Origin of the sequence: Pseudomonas indica NBRC 103045, from assembly GCF_002091635.1 — a bacterium.
Lineage (GTDB): Bacteria > Pseudomonadota > Gammaproteobacteria > Pseudomonadales > Pseudomonadaceae > Pseudomonas_M > Pseudomonas_M indica.
On sequence record NZ_BDAC01000023.1, the window covers coordinates 42028 to 60901 of the forward strand.

Sequence of the window (18874 nt, forward strand, 5' to 3'; positions counted from 1 at the left end):
ATGCCCGATCGCTGCGTTCCGTCCCGGACCCGAGCCGAGCGCGTCGGCGCAAGCCGCCCCCTACCCCGTGGCGGCAGGCGCAACAGGGTGTGGCATGAGTGCCAGGGCTCGATCAGTTACAGGGATTCCGACGGGCCAAGGGCCGTTTGAGTTCCGGTGGATTCGTCTCGCAGGGGCCGTTGCGGCTTCGGATGACCGGAAGGAACCCAGGGCCGTTTCCGCCATCCACTAAGAGGCGGCTGGGTCCGACCCGATTCCCGGATGGACTCCCGATCCGGCCGCCACGTCGTTCAATCATCCGTGGACGCTGCCCACGAGGGCGGCAGGGAAGCCTTGCGTGCCGCTCGTACTACGAGGAAGAACCATGAGCTGGGCGGGGCCTTTCCAATACGACCTCGGTAAATCCCGCACGTCGAATGCCGGTGCAGCGCCGGCGCCGGACGTTCAGTACGCACCCGACGCACCGATCCTGCTGTGCCTGTCGCACTTGCGCTGGAGCTTCGTCTACCAGCGGCCGCAGCACCTGATGGCGCGTTTCGCCCGCGACTATCCGGTGCTGTTCTTCGAAGAACCCATCGCCAGCGATGAGCCCCGACCCTGGCTGGAATCCCGCCGCGAGGAAGGCGGTGTCGAGGTGCTGGTGCCGCGTCTGCCGCATGGCTGGGCAGGACGGGAGGCGGAACAGGCGCAGCGCGAACTGCTCGATGGCTTCCTTGCCGAACGCGGCCGGGAGCGGTTGATTCTCTGGTACTACACGCCGATGAGCCTGGCCTTCACCGATCACCTGAAGGCGGACGCGGTGGTCTACGACTGCATGGACGAACTGTCCGCCTTCCGCGGCGCGCCGCCGGAGCTGGTGACGCGCGAACGTGAGCTGCTGGCCCGGGCCGACCTGGTGTTCACCGGCGGCTACAGTCTGTACGAGGCCAAGCGCGAGCTGCATGCCAACGCCCACCCCTTCCCCAGCAGCGTCGACATCGCCCATTTCGGTGCGGCCCGCGATCCGCAGCCGGACCCGGCCGACCAGGCGTCGATCGGTCGTCCGCGCCTGGGCTTCTACGGGGTGATCGACGAACGCTTCGACGTCGAGCTGCTCGCCGCCGTCGCCGAGCGGCGACCGGACTGGCAGTTCGTGATGATCGGCCCGGTGGTGAAGATCGACCCGGCCAGCCTGCCGCAGCGACCCAACGTGCACTTCCTCGGCGGCAAGGTCTACGACGAGCTGCCGCAGTACCTGGCCGGCTGGGACGTGGCGTTGATGCCCTTCGCGCTGAACGAATCGACCCGTTTCATCAGCCCGACCAAGACCCCCGAATACCTCGCCGGCGGTTGTCCGGTGGTGTCCACGCCGATCACCGACGTGGTGCGTACCTACGGCGACAGCGGCGTGGTGCGCATCGCCGGGAGCGCCGACGAATTCGTCGGCGCCTGTGAAGCTGCCTTGCGCGACGCCGCCGACCGCGACCGCCTGCTGCGCACCGCCGATGCGGTGCTGGCCGACATGTCCTGGGATACCACCTGGGCCCAGATGAAGGAGAAGATCGAATGCGCGATGAACTGAACGCGGTCGGCCGCAAGGGCTTCGACTACCTGATCGTCGGCGCGGGGTTCGCCGGCAGCGTGCTCGCCGAGCGGCTGGCGGCCGGGCTGGGCAAGCGGGTCCTGCTGGTCGACCGCCGCCCGCACATCGGCGGCAACGCCTACGACCACTACAACGACGACGGCATCCTAGTGCACCGCTACGGGCCGCATATCTTCCACACCAATGCCCCGCGCATCGTCGAATACCTTTCGCGCTTCACCGAATGGCGTCCCTACGAGCACCGGGTGCTGGCGGAGGTGGACGGCCAGCAGGTACCGATCCCGATCAACCTCACCACCCTCAACCGCCTCTACGGCCTCGATCTCGACGAGGCTGGCGCGGAGCGTTTCCTCGCCAGCCGTGCCGAGCCGGTGGCGGATATCCGCACCTCCGAGGACGTGGTGATCAACCAGATCGGCCGCGAGCTGTACGAGAAATTCTTCCGAGGCTATACCCGCAAGCAGTGGGGCCTGGATCCCTCGCAACTGGACAAGTCGGTGACCTCGCGGGTGCCGACCCGCACCAACGCCGACGACCGCTACTTCGGCGACAGCTTCCAGATGATGCCCCTGCACGGCTACACGCGGATGTTCGAGAAAATGCTCGACCATCCCAACATCAAGGTGATGGTCAACACCGACTTCAAGGAAATCCGCGACGAGGTGCAGTACGACCACCTGGTGTACTGCGGGCCCATCGACGAATACTTCGGCTACTGCTACGGCAAGCTGCCCTACCGCTCGCTGCGGTTCCAGCACGAGACCGTCGACCGGGAGCGCTTCCAGCCGGTGGCGGTGGTCAACTACCCCGCCGAGGATGTGCCTTACACCCGCATCACCGAGTACAAGCACCTCACCGGCCAGCAGCACCACAAGACCAGCCTGACCTACGAATACCCCTCCGCCGAGGGCGATCCCTACTACCCGATCCCGCGCCCCGAGAATGCCGAGCTGTACAAGCGCTACCAGGCTCTCGCCGACGCCACGCCGGGGGTGACCTTCCTCGGCCGGTTGGGCACCTATCGTTACTACAACATGGACCAGGTGGTCGGCCAGGCGCTGGCGCTGTACAAGCGCATCGAGGAGGCGGAGCACCCTCAGGCCGAGGTCGAGCTGGAAGAGCCCTTGGCCCGGCAGGCCACCTGACGGAATCGCGAAACAGGCAGGAGAGACGATGTACCTACCCTCCCTATTCGACAGCTTCTTCATGGGCGGCTTCGAATGCTCTACTCACCGGCGCCATGATGGTCGCCGGCTCGACCTGATCGCCGCCACCGGCCACGACCGCCATGCACCGGCGGACTACGCCGCCCTGCGCCGCCAGGGCCTGCGCAGCGTGCGCGATGGGGTGCGCTGGCATCTGATCGAGACGGCACCCGGACGCTATGAGTGGTCGAGCCTGCTGTCCATGCTGCGTGCCACCCGCGAGCAGCGGGTACAGGTGATCTGGGACCTCTGCCACTACGGCTGGCCGGACGACCTCGACATCTGGCAGCCGGCCTTCGTCGAGCGCTTCGCCCGTTTCGCCGGTGCCGTGGCGCGACTGGTGCGCGATGAGGGCATCGAGGTGCCCTTCTATGCGCCGGTCAACGAGATTTCCTACTGGGCCTGGGCCGGTGGCGACCAGGCGCACTTCAACCCCATGGCCCAGGGGCGTGGGCAGGAACTCAAGCACCAACTGGTGCGCGCCAGCATCGCCGCCATCGAGGCGATCCGCGCCGAGGCGCCGAAGGCACGCTTCGTCCAGATCGACCCGGTGATCCATGTGGCGCCTGCCAGCGACCGTCCCGACGACCAGGCCGCCGCCGAGGCCTATCGCCAGGCCCAGTACGAAGCCTGGGACCTGCTCACCGGGCGCGCCTGGCCGGGACTCGGCGGGCGGCCGGAGTACCTCGACATCCTCGGCATGAACTACTACTCGGACAACCAGTGGTTCCACGGTGGCGCGACCATCCCGCCCGGGCATCCGGCCTACCGCCCGTTCCAGGGCATCCTCGCCGAGGTCTACCAGCGCTATCGGCGGCCGCTGCTGGTGGCCGAAACCGGAGCCGAGGGCGAGGCGCGCGGTCCCTGGCTGCGCTACGTCGCCGAGCAGGTGATGGCGGCCCTGGAGCGTGGCGTGCCGGTGGAGGGCATCTGCCTGTATCCGGTGCTCGACTATCCCGGCTGGACCAACGAACGCCACTGCCCGGCGGGCCTGCTCGGCTATCCCGATGCGGACGGCACACGGCCGGTCTGTGCGGAGCTGGAGCAGGAGCTGCGTCGTCAACAAGCGCGCCTGGAGAGGCTGCGCGAAGAACGGGGCCGGCTGGCCTCGGCGTTGTCGTGAACATCATGGCCCGCCCGCTCGGCCGGCGCGAGCAAGTGCTGCCGAGCCGGCCGATCCCGTTCCTCTGGCGCTACGTGCGCCTGCGCCCCTGGCATTTCGGCGTGCTCGCCGCGGTGATCGTCGGTGCTGCCGCCAGCGCGGTGGCGGTGCAGTACGGCATGAAGCTGCTGGTGGATGCCATGGCGGCCGGAGGCGAGCGCCGCAGCGCCGATGTGTGGACGCCGCTGGCGCTGTTCCTCGGCCTGATCGTGCTGGAAAACGCCCTCTGGCGGACGGGTGGCTGGCTCGGCTGCCGGACCGTGGTGGCGAGCTGCGTGGACCTGCGCATCGACCTGTTCAAGTACCTGACCGGCCACCCGATGCGCTACTTCAACGAGCATTTCGCCGGTGCCCTGGGCAACCGCATTACCGCCACCGGTACGGCGGCGGGTTCGATCTACGGTGGCCTGGCCTGGAAGATCACCCCGCCGGTGGTGGACTTCCTCGGTGCCGTGGTGGTGCTGTTCACCGTCGATTGGCGCATGGCCGTGGCGCTGATCGGCTTCGTGCTGCTGGTGGCGCTGCTGATCACCGGTTTCGGCATCCGTGGCCGCTCCCGACACCAACGCTACGCGGCGCAGGCGGCGCACGTCGGCGGCGAGCTGGTGGATGCGGTGTCCAACGTCTGGACCATCAAGGCGTTCTCCGCCCGTGACCGCGAGAGCGAGCGGCTGGCCCAGGAGATCGGCATCGAGGCCCGCGCCCATCGGCGCAGTTGGATGTACCTGGAAAAAGCGCGGGTGATCCACGACCTCTGCTTGGCGGTGATGGCCGGCGGCATGCTGCTCTGGGCCATCGTGCTCTGGCGCGCCGGACGGGTGACGCCCGGCGACGTGGTGCTGGTCAGCGCCCTCACCTTCCGCATCCTCCACGGCTCGCGCGACCTGGCCCTGGCCCTGGTGGACGCGACCCAGCAGCTCGGCGCCATCGCCGACACCCTGCGGGTGATCGTCCAGCCCCACGCGCTGGACGACCCCGACCGGCCGCTGGAGGCTGCCGACGGTACCCTCGATCTGATCGACGTGCGTTTCAGCTACCCGGACGGCCGCGAGGTTTTCCGTGGCCTCGACCTGCACATCCCGGCCGGGCAGAAGGTGGGGATCGTCGGCCCATCCGGCGCCGGCAAATCGACCCTGGTGCACCTGATCCAGCGTCTCGACGATGTCGGCGGCGGGCGCATCCTCATCGACGGCCACGACATCCGCGCGGTCAGCCAGGACAGCCTGCGCGCTATGATCGCCGTGGTGCCGCAGGAGACCGCGCTGTTCAACCGCAGCATCCGCGAGAACATCCGCTACGGCCGCCCGGCCGCCAGCGACGCGGAGGTGGAAGAGGCCGCGCGGATGGCCTTCTGCGACAGCTTCATCCGCGACCTGCCGGAGGGCTACGACACCCTGGTGGGCGAGCGCGGGGTGATGCTCTCCGGCGGCCAGCGGCAGCGCCTCGGCATCGCCCGGGCCTTCCTCAAGGACGCGCCGATCCTGATCCTCGACGAGGCCACCTCGGCGCTGGATACCCATTCCGAGGCCGAGATCCAGGTCGCCCTGGCCGGGCTGGTGCGGGGCCGCACGGTGCTGGCGGTGGCGCACCGCTTGTCCACGGTGGCCAACTTCGACCGCATCCTGGTGCTGCACGACGGCCGCATCGTCGAAGACGGCCCGCCGGGTCGTCTGCTGGAGCAGGGCGGGCTGTACGCGACCCTGTGGCGGATGCAGGTGGAAGGCTTCCGCCGGGATGCCGGGCCGGAGTGAGGCCATGCAGCGCGCCCGGGTCAACTCCTCCAGCCTGCGCTCGGTCGGCTACGACCCCGAGCGGCGCGTGCTGGAGGTGGAGTTCAGCAACGGCAGCCTCTACCAGTACGAGGGCGTTCCGGGGGAGATCGTCCGCGAGCTGCTTGCCGCCGACTCCCTCGGGACCTACTTCAACCAGGTCTTCAAATCCTGCGACTTCCCCTATCGGCGGCTAGAGTGAAAACCAGGCTCCGGCGCCGCCGGTCCCGTGTATCCACCCATGAGGAGACGGCCATGTCCGACCATCACACCTACAAGAAGATCGAACTGGTGGGGTCTTCCACCACCAGCATCGAAGACGCCATCAACAACGCCCTGGCCGAAGCTTCGAAGAGCCTGCAGCTCCTCGAATGGTTCGAAGTGACCGAGACCCGTGGACACATCCGCAACGGCGCGGTGGCGCACTTCCAGGTGACCGTGAAGGTGGGTTTCCGCATCGCCGACAGTTGAAACATCTACCCGAGGCAGAACCAACCGGAGCCGGCCCTGTCTGTGCTTAAGCGCCTTGTGGCGTTTTGCTGGCGCGGTCCTGTAAGGGCCGTCGTGTTCATGGAGCGAAGGAGCGTTATCGATGAAAAAACTGATAGGGGTGTTGGCGCTGTCCAGCCTGGCCGGTACGGCGCTGGCTGCCGGTAAGCCATGCGACGAACTGAAGGCGGAAATCGACGCGAAACTCCAGGCCAAGGGTGTCAGCGCCTACAGCCTGGAGGTCGTGGACAAAGGCAGCGCGACCGACAAGCAGGTGGTCGGCAGTTGTGAAGGCGGTACCAAGGAGATCGTCTACCAGCGCGGGTGAGGCAGCGGACGGTGGGAGCGAATTCATTCGCGAATGGGTTCGCTCTCACTGTTTCGGTTGAGAGTCGTCTGGGTGACCTGGGGTTTTGCTGCTGGGTTGATGGGTGGAAGGTACAGCGCACATTTCAAACGCCGTGCTGACCCTACCTCCGCCCCCTCACCCTGGCCTCCCCAAAGGGGCGAGGGGGAAATGTCCCCGCATCTGCGAGCCCACACGAATCACCCCTTCGTCCCTTGGGACAGGTGATCTCTAGCAGCAAAGAGATCAGGTCTACTCCGAACTTGCGAGCCCACACGAACTACCCCCTCGCCCCTCTGGGGAGAGGGCTGGGGTGAGGGGGCGATCTACCAGGCACCCAATCAGCCCACGATCAAACACCCCACCCTGCCCTTCAATGACCCCTCACCTCAACCCCGCCAGAATCTCGAAACTACGCCGACGATGCTCCTGCTCGTACAGATCGCAGGTAAAGATCAGCTCATCCGCCCGGGTCTGCTCCAGCAGGATGTCCAGCCGCGCCCGCACCTTCTCCGGCCCGCCGATCACCGCCATGCCGAGGAAACTGCCCACCGCATCCTGCTCGTGGGGTAGCCACAGGCCCTGCATGCTCCGCACTGGCGGGCGCAGCACCAGGCTTTCCCCGCGCAGCAGCGCCAGCACCCGCTGGAACGCGGTGGTCGCCAGGTATTCGGCTTCTTCGTCGGTGGGGGCGGCGACCAGCGGTACGCCGAGCATCACGTAGGGCTTGTCGAGTACATCCGATGGCTGGAAGTTCTCCCGGTACAGGCGGATCGCCTCGTGCATGTAGCGCGGCGCGAAGTGCGAGGCGAAGGCATACGGCAGGCCCTTGGCTGCCGCCAACTGGGCGCTGAACAGGCTGGAGCCGAGCAGCCAGATCGGCACCTGGCTGTCCACGCCCGGCATGGCGATCACCCGCTGGCCGGGTTGGCGCGGGCCGAGCAGGTGCTGCAACTCTTCGACATCCTTCGGGAAATCGTCGGCCGTGCCGAGCCGGTCGCGGCGCAGGGCGTGGGCGGTGTACTGATCGGCGCCGGGCGCGCGGCCGAGCCCCAGGTCGATCCGCCCCGGATAGAGCGCCGCCAGGGTGCCGAACTGCTCGGCGATCACCAGAGGCGAATGGTTGGGCAGCATCACCCCGCCGGCGCCGAGGCGGATGCGCGAGGTGCCGGCCGCCAGGTAGCCGATCAGCACGGCCGTGGCGGAGCTGGCGATGCCCTCCATGTTGTGGTGCTCGGCGACCCAGAAACGGGTGAAGCCGAGCTGCTCCACATGCCGGGCCAGGGCCAGCGAATGGTGCAGGGCCTGGGCGGCGTCGCCATCGTCTCGCACCGGCGCCAGGTCGAGGATGGAAATCGAGATATCGGACAGTCGGCTCATGGGCTTCCCCTTGCATGAGTCAGGGATGTGCGGGCGGCGATGGGCAAACACAAGGGCAACCCGTCGCCCACCTCATTCGCGCGGCTTGGCGCATTCCGGCAACGAGGGCCCGTTGCGCCGCTCGTAGCGTTCCAGCAGCGGCTGGGTGCTCAGCCCATGGACCAGGATGCTCAGCGCCACCACCGACAAGGTCAGGCCGACCACCTCGGTGGTGGCCGGGTCGTGCAGGCCGTGGGTCAGCGCGTAGGCGAGGTAATACAGGCTACCGATGCCGCGGATGCCGAACCAGCCGATCAGCCGGCGCTGCTCGGCGCTCACCACCGAGGCGGGCATCAGCAGACGCACCCCCAGCGGACGGATGACGCAGAACAGGGCAAGGCCGAGCCACAGCGCGCGGCTATCCCAGTGGGCAGGCAGGAGCACGCCGAGCAGGGTAACCAACAGCACCTCCAGGCTGCGCTCCAGCAGGTTGCCGAAGGTCAGGATGTCGCCGATCAGCACCCCGGCGGCGATCTTCGGCTCGGCGATGCGCTGGCCGTCGATGGGCGCGGCTTCGCCGGACGCGCGCGGCACCGAGTGCAGGGTCAGCTCCTCGGCTGGTACCGGCGAGCGGCCGGAAGAGTCCACCTCGGCGCGACGCAGGCCGACGCCGGCGGCGAAAGTGGAAAGGAAGCCCCAGGCGCCGATCATCTCGGCGCCGGCGTAGGACAGGGCGATCAGCGCCAGGGCGAGGAAATCGTTCGGCGACATGGCGGTGTCCGCATGCCGGGCGCGCAGGTAGATCGCCAGCCGGCCCACCACCCGGCCGAGGAAGAAGCCCAGCAGCAGGCCCGCCGGAATCGCCCAGAGCAAGCGGTGCAGCGTCCACTGCCCGAGCCAGTCGGCGGTCAGCCGGTCATGCTCGATTACCAGCAAGGCCAGCACCACGAAGGGGAAGGCCATGCCGTCGTTCAGCCCGGCCTCGCCGGTCAGTCCGTAGCGCACCCGGTCGCAGTCGCGGGCGTGGTTCACCTGCACCAGGCTGGCCAGTACCGGATCGGTGGGTGCCAGCAGCGCGCCGATCAGCAGCGACACGCCCCAATCCAGGCCGAACAGGTAGCGACAGCACAGGCACACGCCGAGGATGCTGACCAGCATCACCGGCCCGGTCAGCAGGGCGGCGCCGACCCATGCGGGATCGCGAAAGCGCAGGCGCAGCTTGAGCCCGCTGAAGAACAGCGAGACCAGCACGGCGACTTCGGTGAGGTGCTCCAGCCAGGGCGTCACGGCGAAGAAATCCACTTGCCAGAGGCCGACGCCCATCTGGCTGATCAGCAGGCCGAAGCCGAGGTAGATCACCGAGGTGGTGACCGGCAGCCAGCGCAGGTATGCGGACGCCAGGGCAAGGATAAGCAACAGCGTGCCCAGTACCGTCATCCATTCGAGGAAATTCATGCGCCTGCCTTGGAAGCGAGCGGAAAGCAGCGCTTGCACGCGCGGTAATCGTCACGTGCAAGCGCGGGACCCTCGCAAGCGACGGCCCTGTTCATTCGAGTGAAGGCGTTCGCGTAGGTTCAGTGCGATCAGAACGTCCCGCAGCGCAACACCTTGCCCCGGGCCAGCACGTTGCGCTGGTCGTCGTACAGCCAGGCCTGGGCCTTCATGATCATGGGGCGTGCCTCCAGGCGATAGCGTTTTCCGGCAACGAAATTGTCGTAGCGGATTTGCAGTTCACAGGTCATCTGCATGGGTTCGCTGACATTCGACAAGGCGCCCCCTCCGGCCACCTCGAAGCGCAGAGTGACCTCCAGCTCGTGGGCGCCGGGGCTGACTTGGAAATAGCGACCGTCGCCCCAGCGCTTGTCATCCAGGCGCTGGGCCATCAGCAGGTTGTCGGCGGTGGTGTAGAGGTCGATCCAGGCCTGTTGCGGGTCATGGCGCGGCAGCGGGCTGGCGCAGGCGGTCAGCAGGGTGGGCAGGAACAGGGCGGGCAGCAGGCGCATGGCGATCTCGAGGCGGTGGTGGCGGGTTTTTCCAGCATAGCGTTTCAGACCCCGCCGCAGCGCATCTCCTGCCCTCGTGCCAGCAGGCGGTCGTCCTGATCGTAGAGCTTCACCCAGGCGCGGAAGCCCACCTGGCCAGCCTGCAGGCGATAGCGCTGGCCGGCGCCGAAACTGTCGTAGCGCAGACGCAGGCGGCAATCGCGCTGGTGCGGCTGGCTGTCCAGGCCGATATCGTCGCCGCTGACCTCGAACTGGTAGCGCATGCCCAGCTCATGGGCACCGGGCGGTACCTGGAAATAGCGGCGGTCGTCCCAGGGCCGCTCGTCCACTTCGGCGGCGTGCAGGCGGCTGGCGTGGGCGGGATCGAGATCGACCCAGGCCTGGTTGGGATCGGGGCGCGGCATCAACAGGCCGCAGCCGGAGAGCGCGAGCAGGCCGATGAGAATGAAAGAGACAGAAAAACCACGCATGCTGAACTCCGCAGAGGCAGTGAGGATCAGGTATGGACATTCGCCACGCGGAGCGCTCAGGCTTGCGCTGCCGCGTCGCTCTTCGAGCATGGCAAAGACCTGTTTGGACTCAAGGACCGCAGATGCCGCGCCTTCCAGCCCCCTCTCTCGACCGTTTCGCCCGGCCCTGGGTTCCCTTGCTGCTCGTCGTCTGGCTGAACGGTTGTTCCAGCGTCGCCTACTACGGCCAGTTGCTGGAAGGCCAGCTCGACCTGCTGAGCCGTCGCGAACCGATCGCCGGGCTGGTGAGGGACGACAGCCGCGACGCCCGCCTGCGCCAGCGCCTGGCCCTGGCGCTCCAGGCCCGTACCTTCGCCAGTGCCGAACTGGGCCTGCCGGACAACGACAGCTACCGCCTCTACGCCGATATCGGCCGGCCCTACGTGGTGTGGAACGTCTTCGCCACACCGGAGCTGTCCCTGGAACCGCTGACCCACTGTTTCCCGGTCGCTGGCTGTGTCGCCTACCGCGGCTACTATCGCCAGGGTACGGCCCGCGGTGCGGCGGCCGTGTTGCAGCAAGACGGCTGGGACACCTACGTCGCCGGCATCCCGGCCTACTCCACCCTCGGCTGGTTCGACGACCCGATCCTCAACTCCATGCTGCACTGGGACGACGACCGCCTCGCCGCGACGATCTTCCATGAACTGGCGCACCAGATGTTCTACGTGCGTGACGACACCGCCTTCAACGAATCCTTCGCCAGCTTCGTCGAGCGCGAAGGCCTGCGCCAATGGGGCGCCCACCGCGGCCTGCCTCCGGCCGACCCGGCCGCGCTGCGCCAGCGTGAACAATTCACCGCCCTCGTCCTCGCCACCCGCGAAGCACTGCAACGGCTCTACGCCAGCGACCTGCCGGACGCCGAGAAGCGCCAACGCAAGGCCGCCACCTTCGAACGCCTGCGCCAGGACTATCGCCACCTGCGCGACAGCCAATGGCACGGCGACCGCCGCTACGACACCTGGATCGAAAGCCCTCTCAACAACGCCAAACTCCTCCCCTTCGGCCTCTACGACCGCTGGGTCTCCGCCTTCGCCGCACTGTTCGAACGGGAGGGGAAGGACTGGCAGAGGTTCTACGGGGCGGTGGAGCGGTTGGGGAGGTTGTCGGCGGAAGAGCGGCAGCGGAGACTGCAGCAACTGGAGGCCGGCGGGGAAACGCCGGCCTCGGCAACAGCCGACTGAACAACGAGGAGCCGTTCATGCCCCGCTACCCCCTTGCCCTGACCCTCAGCCTCCTGGCCACGCCGCTGCTGGCCGCGCCCAAGCCCTGTGAGGCGTTGAAGGAAGAGATCGAAGTGAAGATTCAGGCCGCGGGCGTCACGACCTACACCTTGGAGATCGTGCCCAACGACGAGGTGGAGGATCAGAGCATGGTGGTGGGCAGTTGCGACAACGGCACCCGGAAGATCATTTACCAGAGGAACGGCTGACGGCGCGCCGCCAGCCATCCCGCCTCACCCCTGATACCCCTCCACCAGGTGCTGGTCCTTCAGCCGTACGTAGTTGTCGGCGCTGTAGCGGAAGTAGCTGCGTTCCTTGTCGGTGAGCGGGCGGGCCTGTTTGGCGGGGCTGCCGACGTAGAGGTAGCCGCTTTCCAGGCGCTTGCCCGGCGGGACGAGGCTGCCGGCACCGAGGACGACTTCGTCTTCGATCACCACGCCGTCCATGACGATGCTGCCCATGCCGATCAGCACGCGGCTGCCGATGCTGCAACCGTGGAGGATGACCTTGTGGCCGATGGTCACGTCGTCGCCGATGGTGAGGGGGTAGCCGCCGGGGTTGAAGGGGCCGGCGTGGGTGATGTGCAGCACGCTGCCGTCCTGCACGCTGGTGCGTTCGCCGATGCGGATGCTGTGCATGTCGCCGCGGATCACCGCCAGGGGCCAGACGGAGCTGTCGGCGCCGATCTCCACGTCGCCGAGTACCACGGCGGAGGCGTCCACGAAGACCCGCTCGCCGAGCTGCGGAGTGAAGTGCTGGTAGGTGCGAATCGACACGATAGAAACCTCTTGGGCTGCGGTGGAAGGCGATTGTAATTAAGATGGCGCGCATAGCCCGCTGTCAAAACGGTATCGGGGGAGCAACCCCGGTCGACCGTGGTCACAGCTTGAAGTCCATTGCCACAGGTGAAGACGCCGTGTCTGCGAACAACCCCTTGCTGCAGCCTTTCGACCTGCCACCCTATTCCGCCATCCTTCCGGAACACGTCGAGCCGGCCATCGATGCGATCCTCGCCGACAATCGCGCGGCCATCGCCGACCTGCTTTCCCGACAGTCTGGCACACCGAGCTGGGACGGGCTGGTGCTGGCCCTGGACGAACTGGGCGAGCGCCTCGGCCGCGCCTGGAGCCCGGTCAGCCACTTGAATGCGGTGCGCAACAGCCAGGAACTGCGCCAGGCGTATGAGGCCTGCCTGCCGAAGCTGTCCGCCTACTGGACCGAACTGGGCCAGAACCGCACGTTGTTCGATGCCTACAAGGCGCTGGCCGAAAGCCCCGAGGCGAGCGCGTTCGACGTGGCGCAGAAGACCATCCTCGACCACGCTCTGCGCGACTTCCGGTTGTCCGGTATCGATCTGCCGGAAGCCGAGCAGAAGCGCTACGCCGAGATCCAGATGAAGCTGTCCGAGCTGTCCAGCCGCTTCTCCAACCAGTTGCTCGACGCGACCCAGGCGTGGACCAAGCAGGTGACCGATGAAGCCGCCCTGGCCGGGCTGACCGATTCGGCCAAGGCGCAGATGGCCGAGGCCGCCAAGGCGAAGAACCTCGACGGCTGGCTGATCACGCTGGAATTTCCCAGCTATTACGCGGTGATGACCTACGCCGATGACCGCGCCCTGCGCGAAGAAGTCTATGCGGCCTACTGCACCCGCGCTTCCGACCAGGGGCCGAACGCCGGCCAGTTCGACAACGGCCCGCTGATGGAAGAAATCCTCGACCTGCGCCAGGAACTGGCCAAGCTGCTCGGCTACGCCAATTTCGCCGAACTGAGCCTGGCCACCAAGATGGCCGAGTCCAGCGAGCAGGTATTGCACTTCCTCCGCGACCTGGCGGTACGCAGCAAGCCGTTCGCCGAGCAGGACCTGGCCGAGCTGAAGGCGTTCGCCGCCGAGCAGGGTTGCACCGACTTGAAGAGCTGGGACGTCGGTTATTACAGCGAGAAGCTGCGCCAGCAGCGCTACAGCATTTCCCAGGAAGCGCTGCGCGCCTACTTCCCCATCGACAAGGTACTTTCCGGGCTGTTCGCCATCGTCGAGCGCCTGTATGGCATCCAGATCCATGAGCTGTCCGGCTTCGACAGCTGGCATCCGGACGTGCGCCTGTTCGAGATTCGTGAGCACGGCCAGCACGTCGGCCGCTTCTTCTTCGACCTCTACGCCCGCGCCAACAAGCGCGGCGGCGCCTGGATGGACGGTGCCCGCGACAAGCGCCGCACCGCCCAGGGCGAGCTGGTCAGCCCGGTGGCCAATCTGGTGTGCAACTTCACCCCGCCGGTGGGCGGCAAGCCGGCGCTGCTCACCCACGACGAAGTGACCACCCTCTTCCACGAATTCGGCCACGGCCTGCACCACCTGCTGACCCGCATCGAGCATGCCGGTGCCTCCGGCATCAACGGCGTGGCCTGGGACGCGGTGGAGCTGCCCAGCCAGTTCATGGAGAACTGGTGCTGGGAGCCGGAAGGCCTGGCGCTGATCTCCGGTCATTACGAAACCGGCGAGCCGCTGCCCCAGGACCTGCTGGACAAGATGCTGGCGGCGAAGAACTTCCAGTCCGGCCTGATGATGGTGCGCCAGTTGGAGTTCTCCTTGTTCGACTTCGAGCTGCACGCCACCCATGGCGACGGCCGCAGCGTGCTGGACGTGCTGGAAGGCATCCGCGACGAGGTGGCGGTGCTGCGTCCGCCGGCGTACAACCGTTTCGCCAACAGCTTCGCCCACATCTTCGCCGGCGGTTATGCGGCGGGCTACTACAGCTACAAGTGGGCCGAGGTGCTGTCCGCCGATGCCTTCTCGCGCTTCGAGGAAGAAGGCGTGTTCAACCCCGAGACCGGCCGGGCCTTCCGCGAGGCGATCCTGGCCCGTGGCGGCTCCCAGGAGCCGATGGTGCTGTTCGTCGACTTCCGCGGTCGTGAGCCGTCCATCGATGCCCTGTTGCGCCACCTCGGCCTGAGCCAGGAGGCGGCATGAGCGACGCGCCTTCCAAGGTGACTGCGAAACGCTTCATCGCCGGAGCCGTGTGCCCGGCGTGCAGCCAGATGGACACCATCAAGATGTGGGATGAGGACGGCGTGCCGCACCGCGAATGCGTCGCCTGCGGCTACGCCGACACGCTCAACGCCCAGGGCCAGTCGGTACCCAAGGAGCTGAGCACGCGGGTCAACAAGACCGCGCCCAAGCCGGCCAACCCGAAGGTGCAGCCGGTGCAGTTCTTCCCCAATCCGAAGCTGAAGAAGCCGAAGGAATAGCGCTGTCGGGCTGCGCGGCGTTATTGATGTTGGGCGAATTCATTCGCCCAACGAAGCTACGCCAGGCGGATGATCCGCCCTAACGCACGCTGGTCGGGAAGGGCTGACGAAAACGAAAAGGCTCGCCATACTGTATGAATAAACAGTATTCGGTGAGCCTTGCCATGTCCTATCCAACCCTTCCCCCGCGTGGCCGCGGCACGGCCAGCAATCCCCACAACCGTTTCGCCCCGACCCGCGCCGAAGCCTACGACGACGGCTGGTTCCAGGAAGTCCCGCCCTGCCGCGCCACCGAGGTGCGCAGCGAGACGGCGAAGACGGTGATCACCCGCAACAAGTCGCCGGACGTGGGTTTCGACCGTTCGGTGAATCCTTATCGGGGCTGTGAACATGGCTGCATCTACTGCTTCGCGCGGCCCAGTCATGCGTACTGGGACATGTCGCCGGGGATCGATTTCGAGACCCGGCTGATCGCCAAGACCAACCTCGTCGCTTCCCTCGAACAGGAACTGAGCAAGCCGGGCTACGTGCCGCAGCCCATCGCCCTGGGCATCAACACTGACGCCTACCAGCCGATCGAACGGGAGCAACGCCTGACCCGCGGCGCGCTGGAGGTGCTGCTGCGCTACCGCCATCCGGTGCACATCATCACCAAGAGTTCGCTGATCCTGCGCGACCTCGACCTGCTCAGCCAACTGGCCGAACAACGGCTGGTCAGTGTGGCATTGAGCCTGACCACCCTGGACGACGAACTGAAACGCATCATGGAGCCCCGCACCGCCTCGCCGTCGGCCCGCCTGCGGACGCTACGCGTGCTGCATGAGAACGGTGTGCCGGTGAACGTGCTGTGCGCGCCGATCATCCCGATGATCAACGACATGGAGCTGGAGCGCATGCTGGAGGCCGCGCGCGACACCGGCGCCCGTTCGGCCGGCTACGTGCTGATCCGCCTGCCTCATGAAATCGCCGAGCTGTTCGAGGAATGGCTGCGGGCGCATTTCCCCGACCGCGCCGAGCACGTGATGAGCCTGATCCGCCAGTGCCGGGGCGGCAAGAACTACGACAGCCGCTTCGGTACCCGCATGCGCGGCGAAGGCATCTATGCCGACCTGCTGGCGCAGCGTTTCCAGATCGCCATCCGCCGGCTCGGCCTCAATCGCCGCGACTACGGTCCCCTGGATTGCAGCCGCTTCGCCCCGCCGGGTGGGCAGATGTCGTTGTTGTGAGGTTCTGGCGAGGGTCGCGAGGCTTCGATGGGCGAATGAATTCGCCCCTACACTTTTAGCCCTGGATGAATCATCTCCTTCGTCCTCGTAGGAGCCAGCTCTGCTGGCGATAGCCGCTGGAGAATGCCATTTCGCCACCCGCAGGGGCTGTGCGGGAATGGCCATGTGCCTTCCCGTAATGCCCGTCCTAGAGCGGTCCGATTCAGTTTCACTTAAGTTTTTTGGCTTAGCCTTGCGAACGATGTGACCACAGGGTCACAGCCTGCCGTCCAGCTCTCGTCAGGTTCGAAAATGCGAAACTTGTCTCATTCGTCCATGGAGGTCCGAAAAAATGAACGATCGCGAACCCACTCGACCCGAGCCCACCGGTGTATTGCCCCAGGCGGAGGGTGCGGAGGAGGCGCTGCGGCATATCGTCGAAGGCTTCCAGCGTTTCCGGCATGAAGTCTTCCCGCAGCAGGAGGAGCTGTTCCGGAAACTGGCCAACGCCCAGCGGCCGCGCGCCATGTTCATCACTTGCGCGGATTCGCGCATCGTCCCCGAATTGATCACCCAGAGTTCGCCGGGCGATCTGTTCGTCACTCGCAACGTCGGCAACGTCGTACCGCCCTACGGACAGATGAACGGTGGCGTGTCCACGGCCATCGAGTACGCGGTGATGGCGCTGGGCGTGCACCACGTGATCGTCTGCGGTCACTCCGACTGCGGCGCCATGAGGGCGGTGATGGACCCGCAGACCCTCGAGCGCATGCCCACCGTCAAGGCCTGGCTGCGGCATTGCGAGGTGGCCAAGACGGTGGTGGCGGAGAACTGCCATTGCTGCGGCGACCAGGAAACGCTGGACGTGCTGACCGAAGAGAACGTGGTGGCGCAGCTCGACCATCTCCGTACCCACCCTTCGGTGGCCTCGCGCATCGCCAGCGGCCAGTTGTTTATCCACGGCTGGGTCTATTGCATCGAAACCAGCGAGATCAAAGCCTACGACGCCGAGCTCGGTGCCTTCCGCCCGCTTGATGGCGAGGGGCCGGTGCCCCTGGCGACACCCAGACCGCGCTACCAGCAGTGACCGCCTGCCGCATGGGCGGCAGCTGACAACAATCACACCGCTGCCGATCGCATTGCCGGTCACCTGATCTTTTCTTCACTGCCTTCGACGCCCGATGCCGAGCCTTGCGCTCCGCGTCGCGGCGAATCACGTGCCGACTTTTTGTGAGGAGACAGCGCCATGTCTGTCGAAACCCTGAAATCCACGCTGCCACGGGACGCCCTGGCGTCCGTGGTGGTCTTTCTCGTCGCCCTGCCGCTGTGCATGGGCATCGCCATCGCCTCGGGTCTGCCGCCGGCCAAGGGGTTGATCACTGGTATTGTCGGCGGTCTGGTGGTCGGCTTCCTGGCCGGCGCGCCGTTGCAGGTCAGTGGGCCGGCCGCCGGTCTGACCGTGCTGGTCTTCGAGCTGGTGCAGCAATACGGCGCTGCCATGCTCGGGCCGATCCTCCTGCTCGCCGGTGCGATCCAGTTGCTGGCCGGGCGATTGCGCCTCGGCTGCTGGTTCCGCGTCACCGCGCCGGCGGTGGTGTACGGCATGCTCGCCGGCATCGGCGTGCTGATCGTGCTGTCCCAGCTCCACGTGATGCTGGATGCGTCTCCCCAGGCTTCCGGCCTGGACAACCTGCAGGCGTTCCCCGCCGCCCTGCGCGAGGCGCTGCCGTTGATCGGTGCGGGGGACGGGTTCGCCGCCGGGCTGCTGGGCCTGCTGACCATCGGCCTGATGGCGCTGTGGGATCGCTTCCGTCCCAGTCGCCTGCGCCTGTTGCCGGGCGCGCTGCTCGGGGTGGCGGCAGCGACCCTGGTCGGCCTATGGATGGGGCTCGATGTGCGCCGGGTCGAGGTGCCGGCCAACCTCGGCGAGGCCATCGACTGGCTGCGGCCTGGCGACCTGCTGAGCCTGGCCGAGCCGGGCATTCTCATCGCCGCGTTGGCGGTGGCTTTCATCGCCAGCGCCGAGACGCTGCTGTCCGCTGCCGCGGTGGATCGCATGCACCAGGGGCCGCGTGCGGATTTCGACCGCGAGCTGTCAGCCCAGGGTATCGGCAACATGCTCTGCGGCCTGCTCGGCGCCTTGCCGATGACTGGGGTGATCGTGCGCAGTTCGGCGAACGTCCAGGCCGGCGCCCGTACCCGGCTGTCCGCCATGCTCCATGCGGTCTGGCTGCTGGCCTCGGTGGTGCTGCTCGCCGGCTTGCTGGAGCAGATTCCGGTGGCGGCCCTGGCGGCGGTGCTGGTCTATACCGGGATCAAGCTGGTCGATATCAAGGCGTTGCGCTACCTCGGACGCTATGGCCGCATGGCGATGTTCATCTACGCCGCCACGGCCCTGGCGATCGTTTCCACCGACCTGCTCACCGGCGTGTTGATCGGCTTCGCCCTGACCCTGGCCCAGCTCGCCTGGCGCGCGTCGCGGCTGAAGATCAACCTGGTCCAGGAAGAAGGCAGCCGCCACGCGGAACTGCGCATGATCGGCGCGGCGACCTTCCTCAAGGTGCCGCAACTGGCCAAGGCGCTGGAATCGGTACAGCCGGACTGTCACCTGCACGTGCCGCTGGATCGCCTGAGCTACATCGACCATGCCTGCATGGAGCTGCTGGATGAGTGGCAGCGCGCCCATCGGGCCAGCGGGGCACGCCTGATCATCGAGCAGCACGCCCTGAAACGACGGCTGGAAGGTCGCCGCCGGCGCCTGGCCCTGGGCGCCTGAGAA

19 protein-coding genes are annotated in these 18874 nt (G+C 66.8%); 14 read left to right on the forward strand and 5 right to left on the reverse strand.

Features of this window, described 5'->3' with window-relative positions; all coding sequences use genetic code 11:
• Positions 1–364 precede the first annotated feature (364 nt).
• The 7 genes from PIN01S_RS21815 to PIN01S_RS21845 all read left to right on the forward strand — a co-directional run bounded on the left by PIN01S_RS21815 (position 365) and on the right by PIN01S_RS21845 (position 6535).
• The gene (locus PIN01S_RS21815; protein ID WP_084338944.1) at positions 365–1561 is read left to right on the forward strand and encodes a glycosyltransferase family 1 protein; all 1197 of its coding nucleotides are present in this window, start codon (positions 365–367) and stop codon (positions 1559–1561) included.
• Positions 1546–2727 (forward strand): UDP-galactopyranose mutase, encoded by a 1182-nt coding sequence (glf, locus tag PIN01S_RS21820; protein ID WP_084338946.1) that lies wholly within the window; start codon positions 1546–1548, stop codon positions 2725–2727. The genes PIN01S_RS21815 and glf overlap by 16 nt, the downstream gene beginning before the upstream one ends.
• A gap of 28 nt (positions 2728–2755) precedes the next feature.
• Positions 2756–3910: a glycoside hydrolase family 1 protein gene (locus PIN01S_RS21825; RefSeq protein ID WP_084338948.1), complete on the forward strand. Its 1155-nt coding sequence runs from the start codon at positions 2756–2758 to the stop codon at positions 3908–3910.
• A 5-nt stretch (positions 3911–3915) separates the two neighbouring features.
• Positions 3916–5700, forward strand: coding sequence for an ABC transporter ATP-binding protein (locus PIN01S_RS21830; protein ID WP_090257271.1), 1785 nt, complete (start codon positions 3916–3918; stop codon positions 5698–5700).
• Positions 5701–5704: 4 nt separating this feature from the next.
• The gene (locus tag PIN01S_RS21835; RefSeq protein WP_084338952.1) at positions 5705–5920 is read left to right on the forward strand and encodes a KTSC domain-containing protein; all 216 of its coding nucleotides are present in this window, start codon (positions 5705–5707) and stop codon (positions 5918–5920) included.
• Positions 5921–5973: 53 nt separating this feature from the next.
• Entirely contained in the window at positions 5974–6189 is a 216-nt protein-coding gene (locus tag PIN01S_RS21840) for a dodecin (RefSeq protein WP_084338954.1), read from the forward strand.
• A 121-nt stretch (positions 6190–6310) separates the two neighbouring features.
• The gene (locus PIN01S_RS21845; protein WP_084338956.1) at positions 6311–6535 is read left to right on the forward strand and encodes a DUF1161 domain-containing protein; all 225 of its coding nucleotides are present in this window, start codon (positions 6311–6313) and stop codon (positions 6533–6535) included.
• Positions 6536–6937: 402 nt separating this feature from the next.
• Here PIN01S_RS21845 and PIN01S_RS21850 read toward each other — a convergent pair whose 3' ends face one another.
• From PIN01S_RS21850 to PIN01S_RS21865, 4 genes are all read right to left on the reverse strand, one after another.
• The gene (locus tag PIN01S_RS21850; RefSeq protein ID WP_084338957.1) at positions 6938–7933 is read right to left on the reverse strand and encodes an LLM class flavin-dependent oxidoreductase; all 996 of its coding nucleotides are present in this window, start codon (positions 7931–7933) and stop codon (positions 6938–6940) included.
• 72 nt (positions 7934–8005) lie between these two features.
• Complete coding sequence (locus PIN01S_RS21855) at positions 8006–9367, reverse strand: cation:proton antiporter (RefSeq protein ID WP_084338959.1); 1362 nt, start codon at positions 9365–9367, stop codon at positions 8006–8008.
• 128 nt (positions 9368–9495) lie between these two features.
• Positions 9496–9915: a PA0061/PA0062 family lipoprotein gene (locus PIN01S_RS21860; protein WP_084338961.1), complete on the reverse strand. Its 420-nt coding sequence runs from the start codon at positions 9913–9915 to the stop codon at positions 9496–9498.
• A gap of 44 nt (positions 9916–9959) precedes the next feature.
• Complete coding sequence (locus tag PIN01S_RS21865) at positions 9960–10385, reverse strand: PA0061/PA0062 family lipoprotein (protein ID WP_084339016.1); 426 nt, start codon at positions 10383–10385, stop codon at positions 9960–9962.
• Positions 10386–10507: 122 nt separating this feature from the next.
• Between PIN01S_RS21865 and PIN01S_RS21870 the strand changes: the two genes are divergently transcribed.
• Together PIN01S_RS21870 and PIN01S_RS21875 are read left to right on the forward strand one after the other, a co-directional pair.
• Positions 10508–11608, forward strand: a complete 1101-nt coding sequence (locus tag PIN01S_RS21870) for an aminopeptidase (protein WP_084338963.1) — start codon at positions 10508–10510, stop codon at positions 11606–11608.
• 17 nt (positions 11609–11625) lie between these two features.
• Positions 11626–11856 (forward strand): DUF1161 domain-containing protein, encoded by a 231-nt coding sequence (locus PIN01S_RS21875; RefSeq protein ID WP_084338965.1) that lies wholly within the window; start codon positions 11626–11628, stop codon positions 11854–11856.
• A gap of 24 nt (positions 11857–11880) precedes the next feature.
• Here PIN01S_RS21875 and PIN01S_RS21880 read toward each other — a convergent pair whose 3' ends face one another.
• Positions 11881–12423, reverse strand: coding sequence for a gamma carbonic anhydrase family protein (locus PIN01S_RS21880; protein WP_084338967.1), 543 nt, complete (start codon positions 12421–12423; stop codon positions 11881–11883).
• Between the two features lie 140 nt (positions 12424–12563).
• On the opposite strand from PIN01S_RS21880, the gene prlC reads away from it, so the two are divergent.
• From prlC to PIN01S_RS21905, 5 genes are all read left to right on the forward strand, one after another.
• Positions 12564–14612: an oligopeptidase A gene (gene prlC / locus PIN01S_RS21885; RefSeq protein ID WP_084338969.1), complete on the forward strand. Its 2049-nt coding sequence runs from the start codon at positions 12564–12566 to the stop codon at positions 14610–14612.
• Positions 14609–14890, forward strand: coding sequence for a YheV family putative zinc ribbon protein (locus PIN01S_RS21890; protein WP_084338971.1), 282 nt, complete (start codon positions 14609–14611; stop codon positions 14888–14890). Before prlC ends, PIN01S_RS21890 begins: the two co-directional genes overlap by 4 nt.
• A gap of 164 nt (positions 14891–15054) precedes the next feature.
• A complete protein-coding gene (locus tag PIN01S_RS21895; protein ID WP_084339018.1) occupies positions 15055–16116 on the forward strand; it encodes a PA0069 family radical SAM protein in 1062 nt (353 codons plus the stop codon).
• A 331-nt stretch (positions 16117–16447) separates the two neighbouring features.
• Positions 16448–17182, forward strand: coding sequence for a carbonic anhydrase (locus PIN01S_RS21900; protein ID WP_084338973.1), 735 nt, complete (start codon positions 16448–16450; stop codon positions 17180–17182).
• 159 nt (positions 17183–17341) lie between these two features.
• Positions 17342–18871, forward strand: coding sequence for a SulP family inorganic anion transporter (locus PIN01S_RS21905; protein WP_084338975.1), 1530 nt, complete (start codon positions 17342–17344; stop codon positions 18869–18871).
• The last annotated feature ends 3 nt before the right edge of the window (positions 18872–18874 follow it).

Coding starts and splice junctions, on each gene's coding strand:
- PIN01S_RS21815 (WP_084338944.1), top strand. CDS start 365: ATGAGCTGGGCGGGGCCTTTCCAATACGACCTCGGTAAATCCCGCACG.
- glf (WP_084338946.1), top strand. CDS start 1,546: ATGCGCGATGAACTGAACGCGGTCGGCCGCAAGGGCTTCGACTACCTG.
- PIN01S_RS21825 (WP_084338948.1), top strand. CDS start 2,756: ATGTACCTACCCTCCCTATTCGACAGCTTCTTCATGGGCGGCTTCGAA.
- PIN01S_RS21830 (WP_090257271.1), top strand. CDS start 3,916: ATGGCCCGCCCGCTCGGCCGGCGCGAGCAAGTGCTGCCGAGCCGGCCG.
- PIN01S_RS21835 (WP_084338952.1), top strand. CDS start 5,705: ATGCAGCGCGCCCGGGTCAACTCCTCCAGCCTGCGCTCGGTCGGCTAC.
- PIN01S_RS21840 (WP_084338954.1), top strand. CDS start 5,974: ATGTCCGACCATCACACCTACAAGAAGATCGAACTGGTGGGGTCTTCC.
- PIN01S_RS21845 (WP_084338956.1), top strand. CDS start 6,311: ATGAAAAAACTGATAGGGGTGTTGGCGCTGTCCAGCCTGGCCGGTACG.
- PIN01S_RS21850 (WP_084338957.1), bottom strand. CDS start 7,933: ATGAGCCGACTGTCCGATATCTCGATTTCCATCCTCGACCTGGCGCCG.
- PIN01S_RS21855 (WP_084338959.1), bottom strand. CDS start 9,367: ATGAATTTCCTCGAATGGATGACGGTACTGGGCACGCTGTTGCTTATC.
- PIN01S_RS21860 (WP_084338961.1), bottom strand. CDS start 9,915: ATGCGCCTGCTGCCCGCCCTGTTCCTGCCCACCCTGCTGACCGCCTGC.
- PIN01S_RS21865 (WP_084339016.1), bottom strand. CDS start 10,385: ATGCGTGGTTTTTCTGTCTCTTTCATTCTCATCGGCCTGCTCGCGCTC.
- PIN01S_RS21870 (WP_084338963.1), top strand. CDS start 10,508: ATGCCGCGCCTTCCAGCCCCCTCTCTCGACCGTTTCGCCCGGCCCTGG.
- PIN01S_RS21875 (WP_084338965.1), top strand. CDS start 11,626: ATGCCCCGCTACCCCCTTGCCCTGACCCTCAGCCTCCTGGCCACGCCG.
- PIN01S_RS21890 (WP_084338971.1), top strand. CDS start 14,609: ATGAGCGACGCGCCTTCCAAGGTGACTGCGAAACGCTTCATCGCCGGA.
- PIN01S_RS21895 (WP_084339018.1), top strand. CDS start 15,055: ATGTCCTATCCAACCCTTCCCCCGCGTGGCCGCGGCACGGCCAGCAAT.
- PIN01S_RS21900 (WP_084338973.1), top strand. CDS start 16,448: ATGAACGATCGCGAACCCACTCGACCCGAGCCCACCGGTGTATTGCCC.
- PIN01S_RS21905 (WP_084338975.1), top strand. CDS start 17,342: ATGTCTGTCGAAACCCTGAAATCCACGCTGCCACGGGACGCCCTGGCG.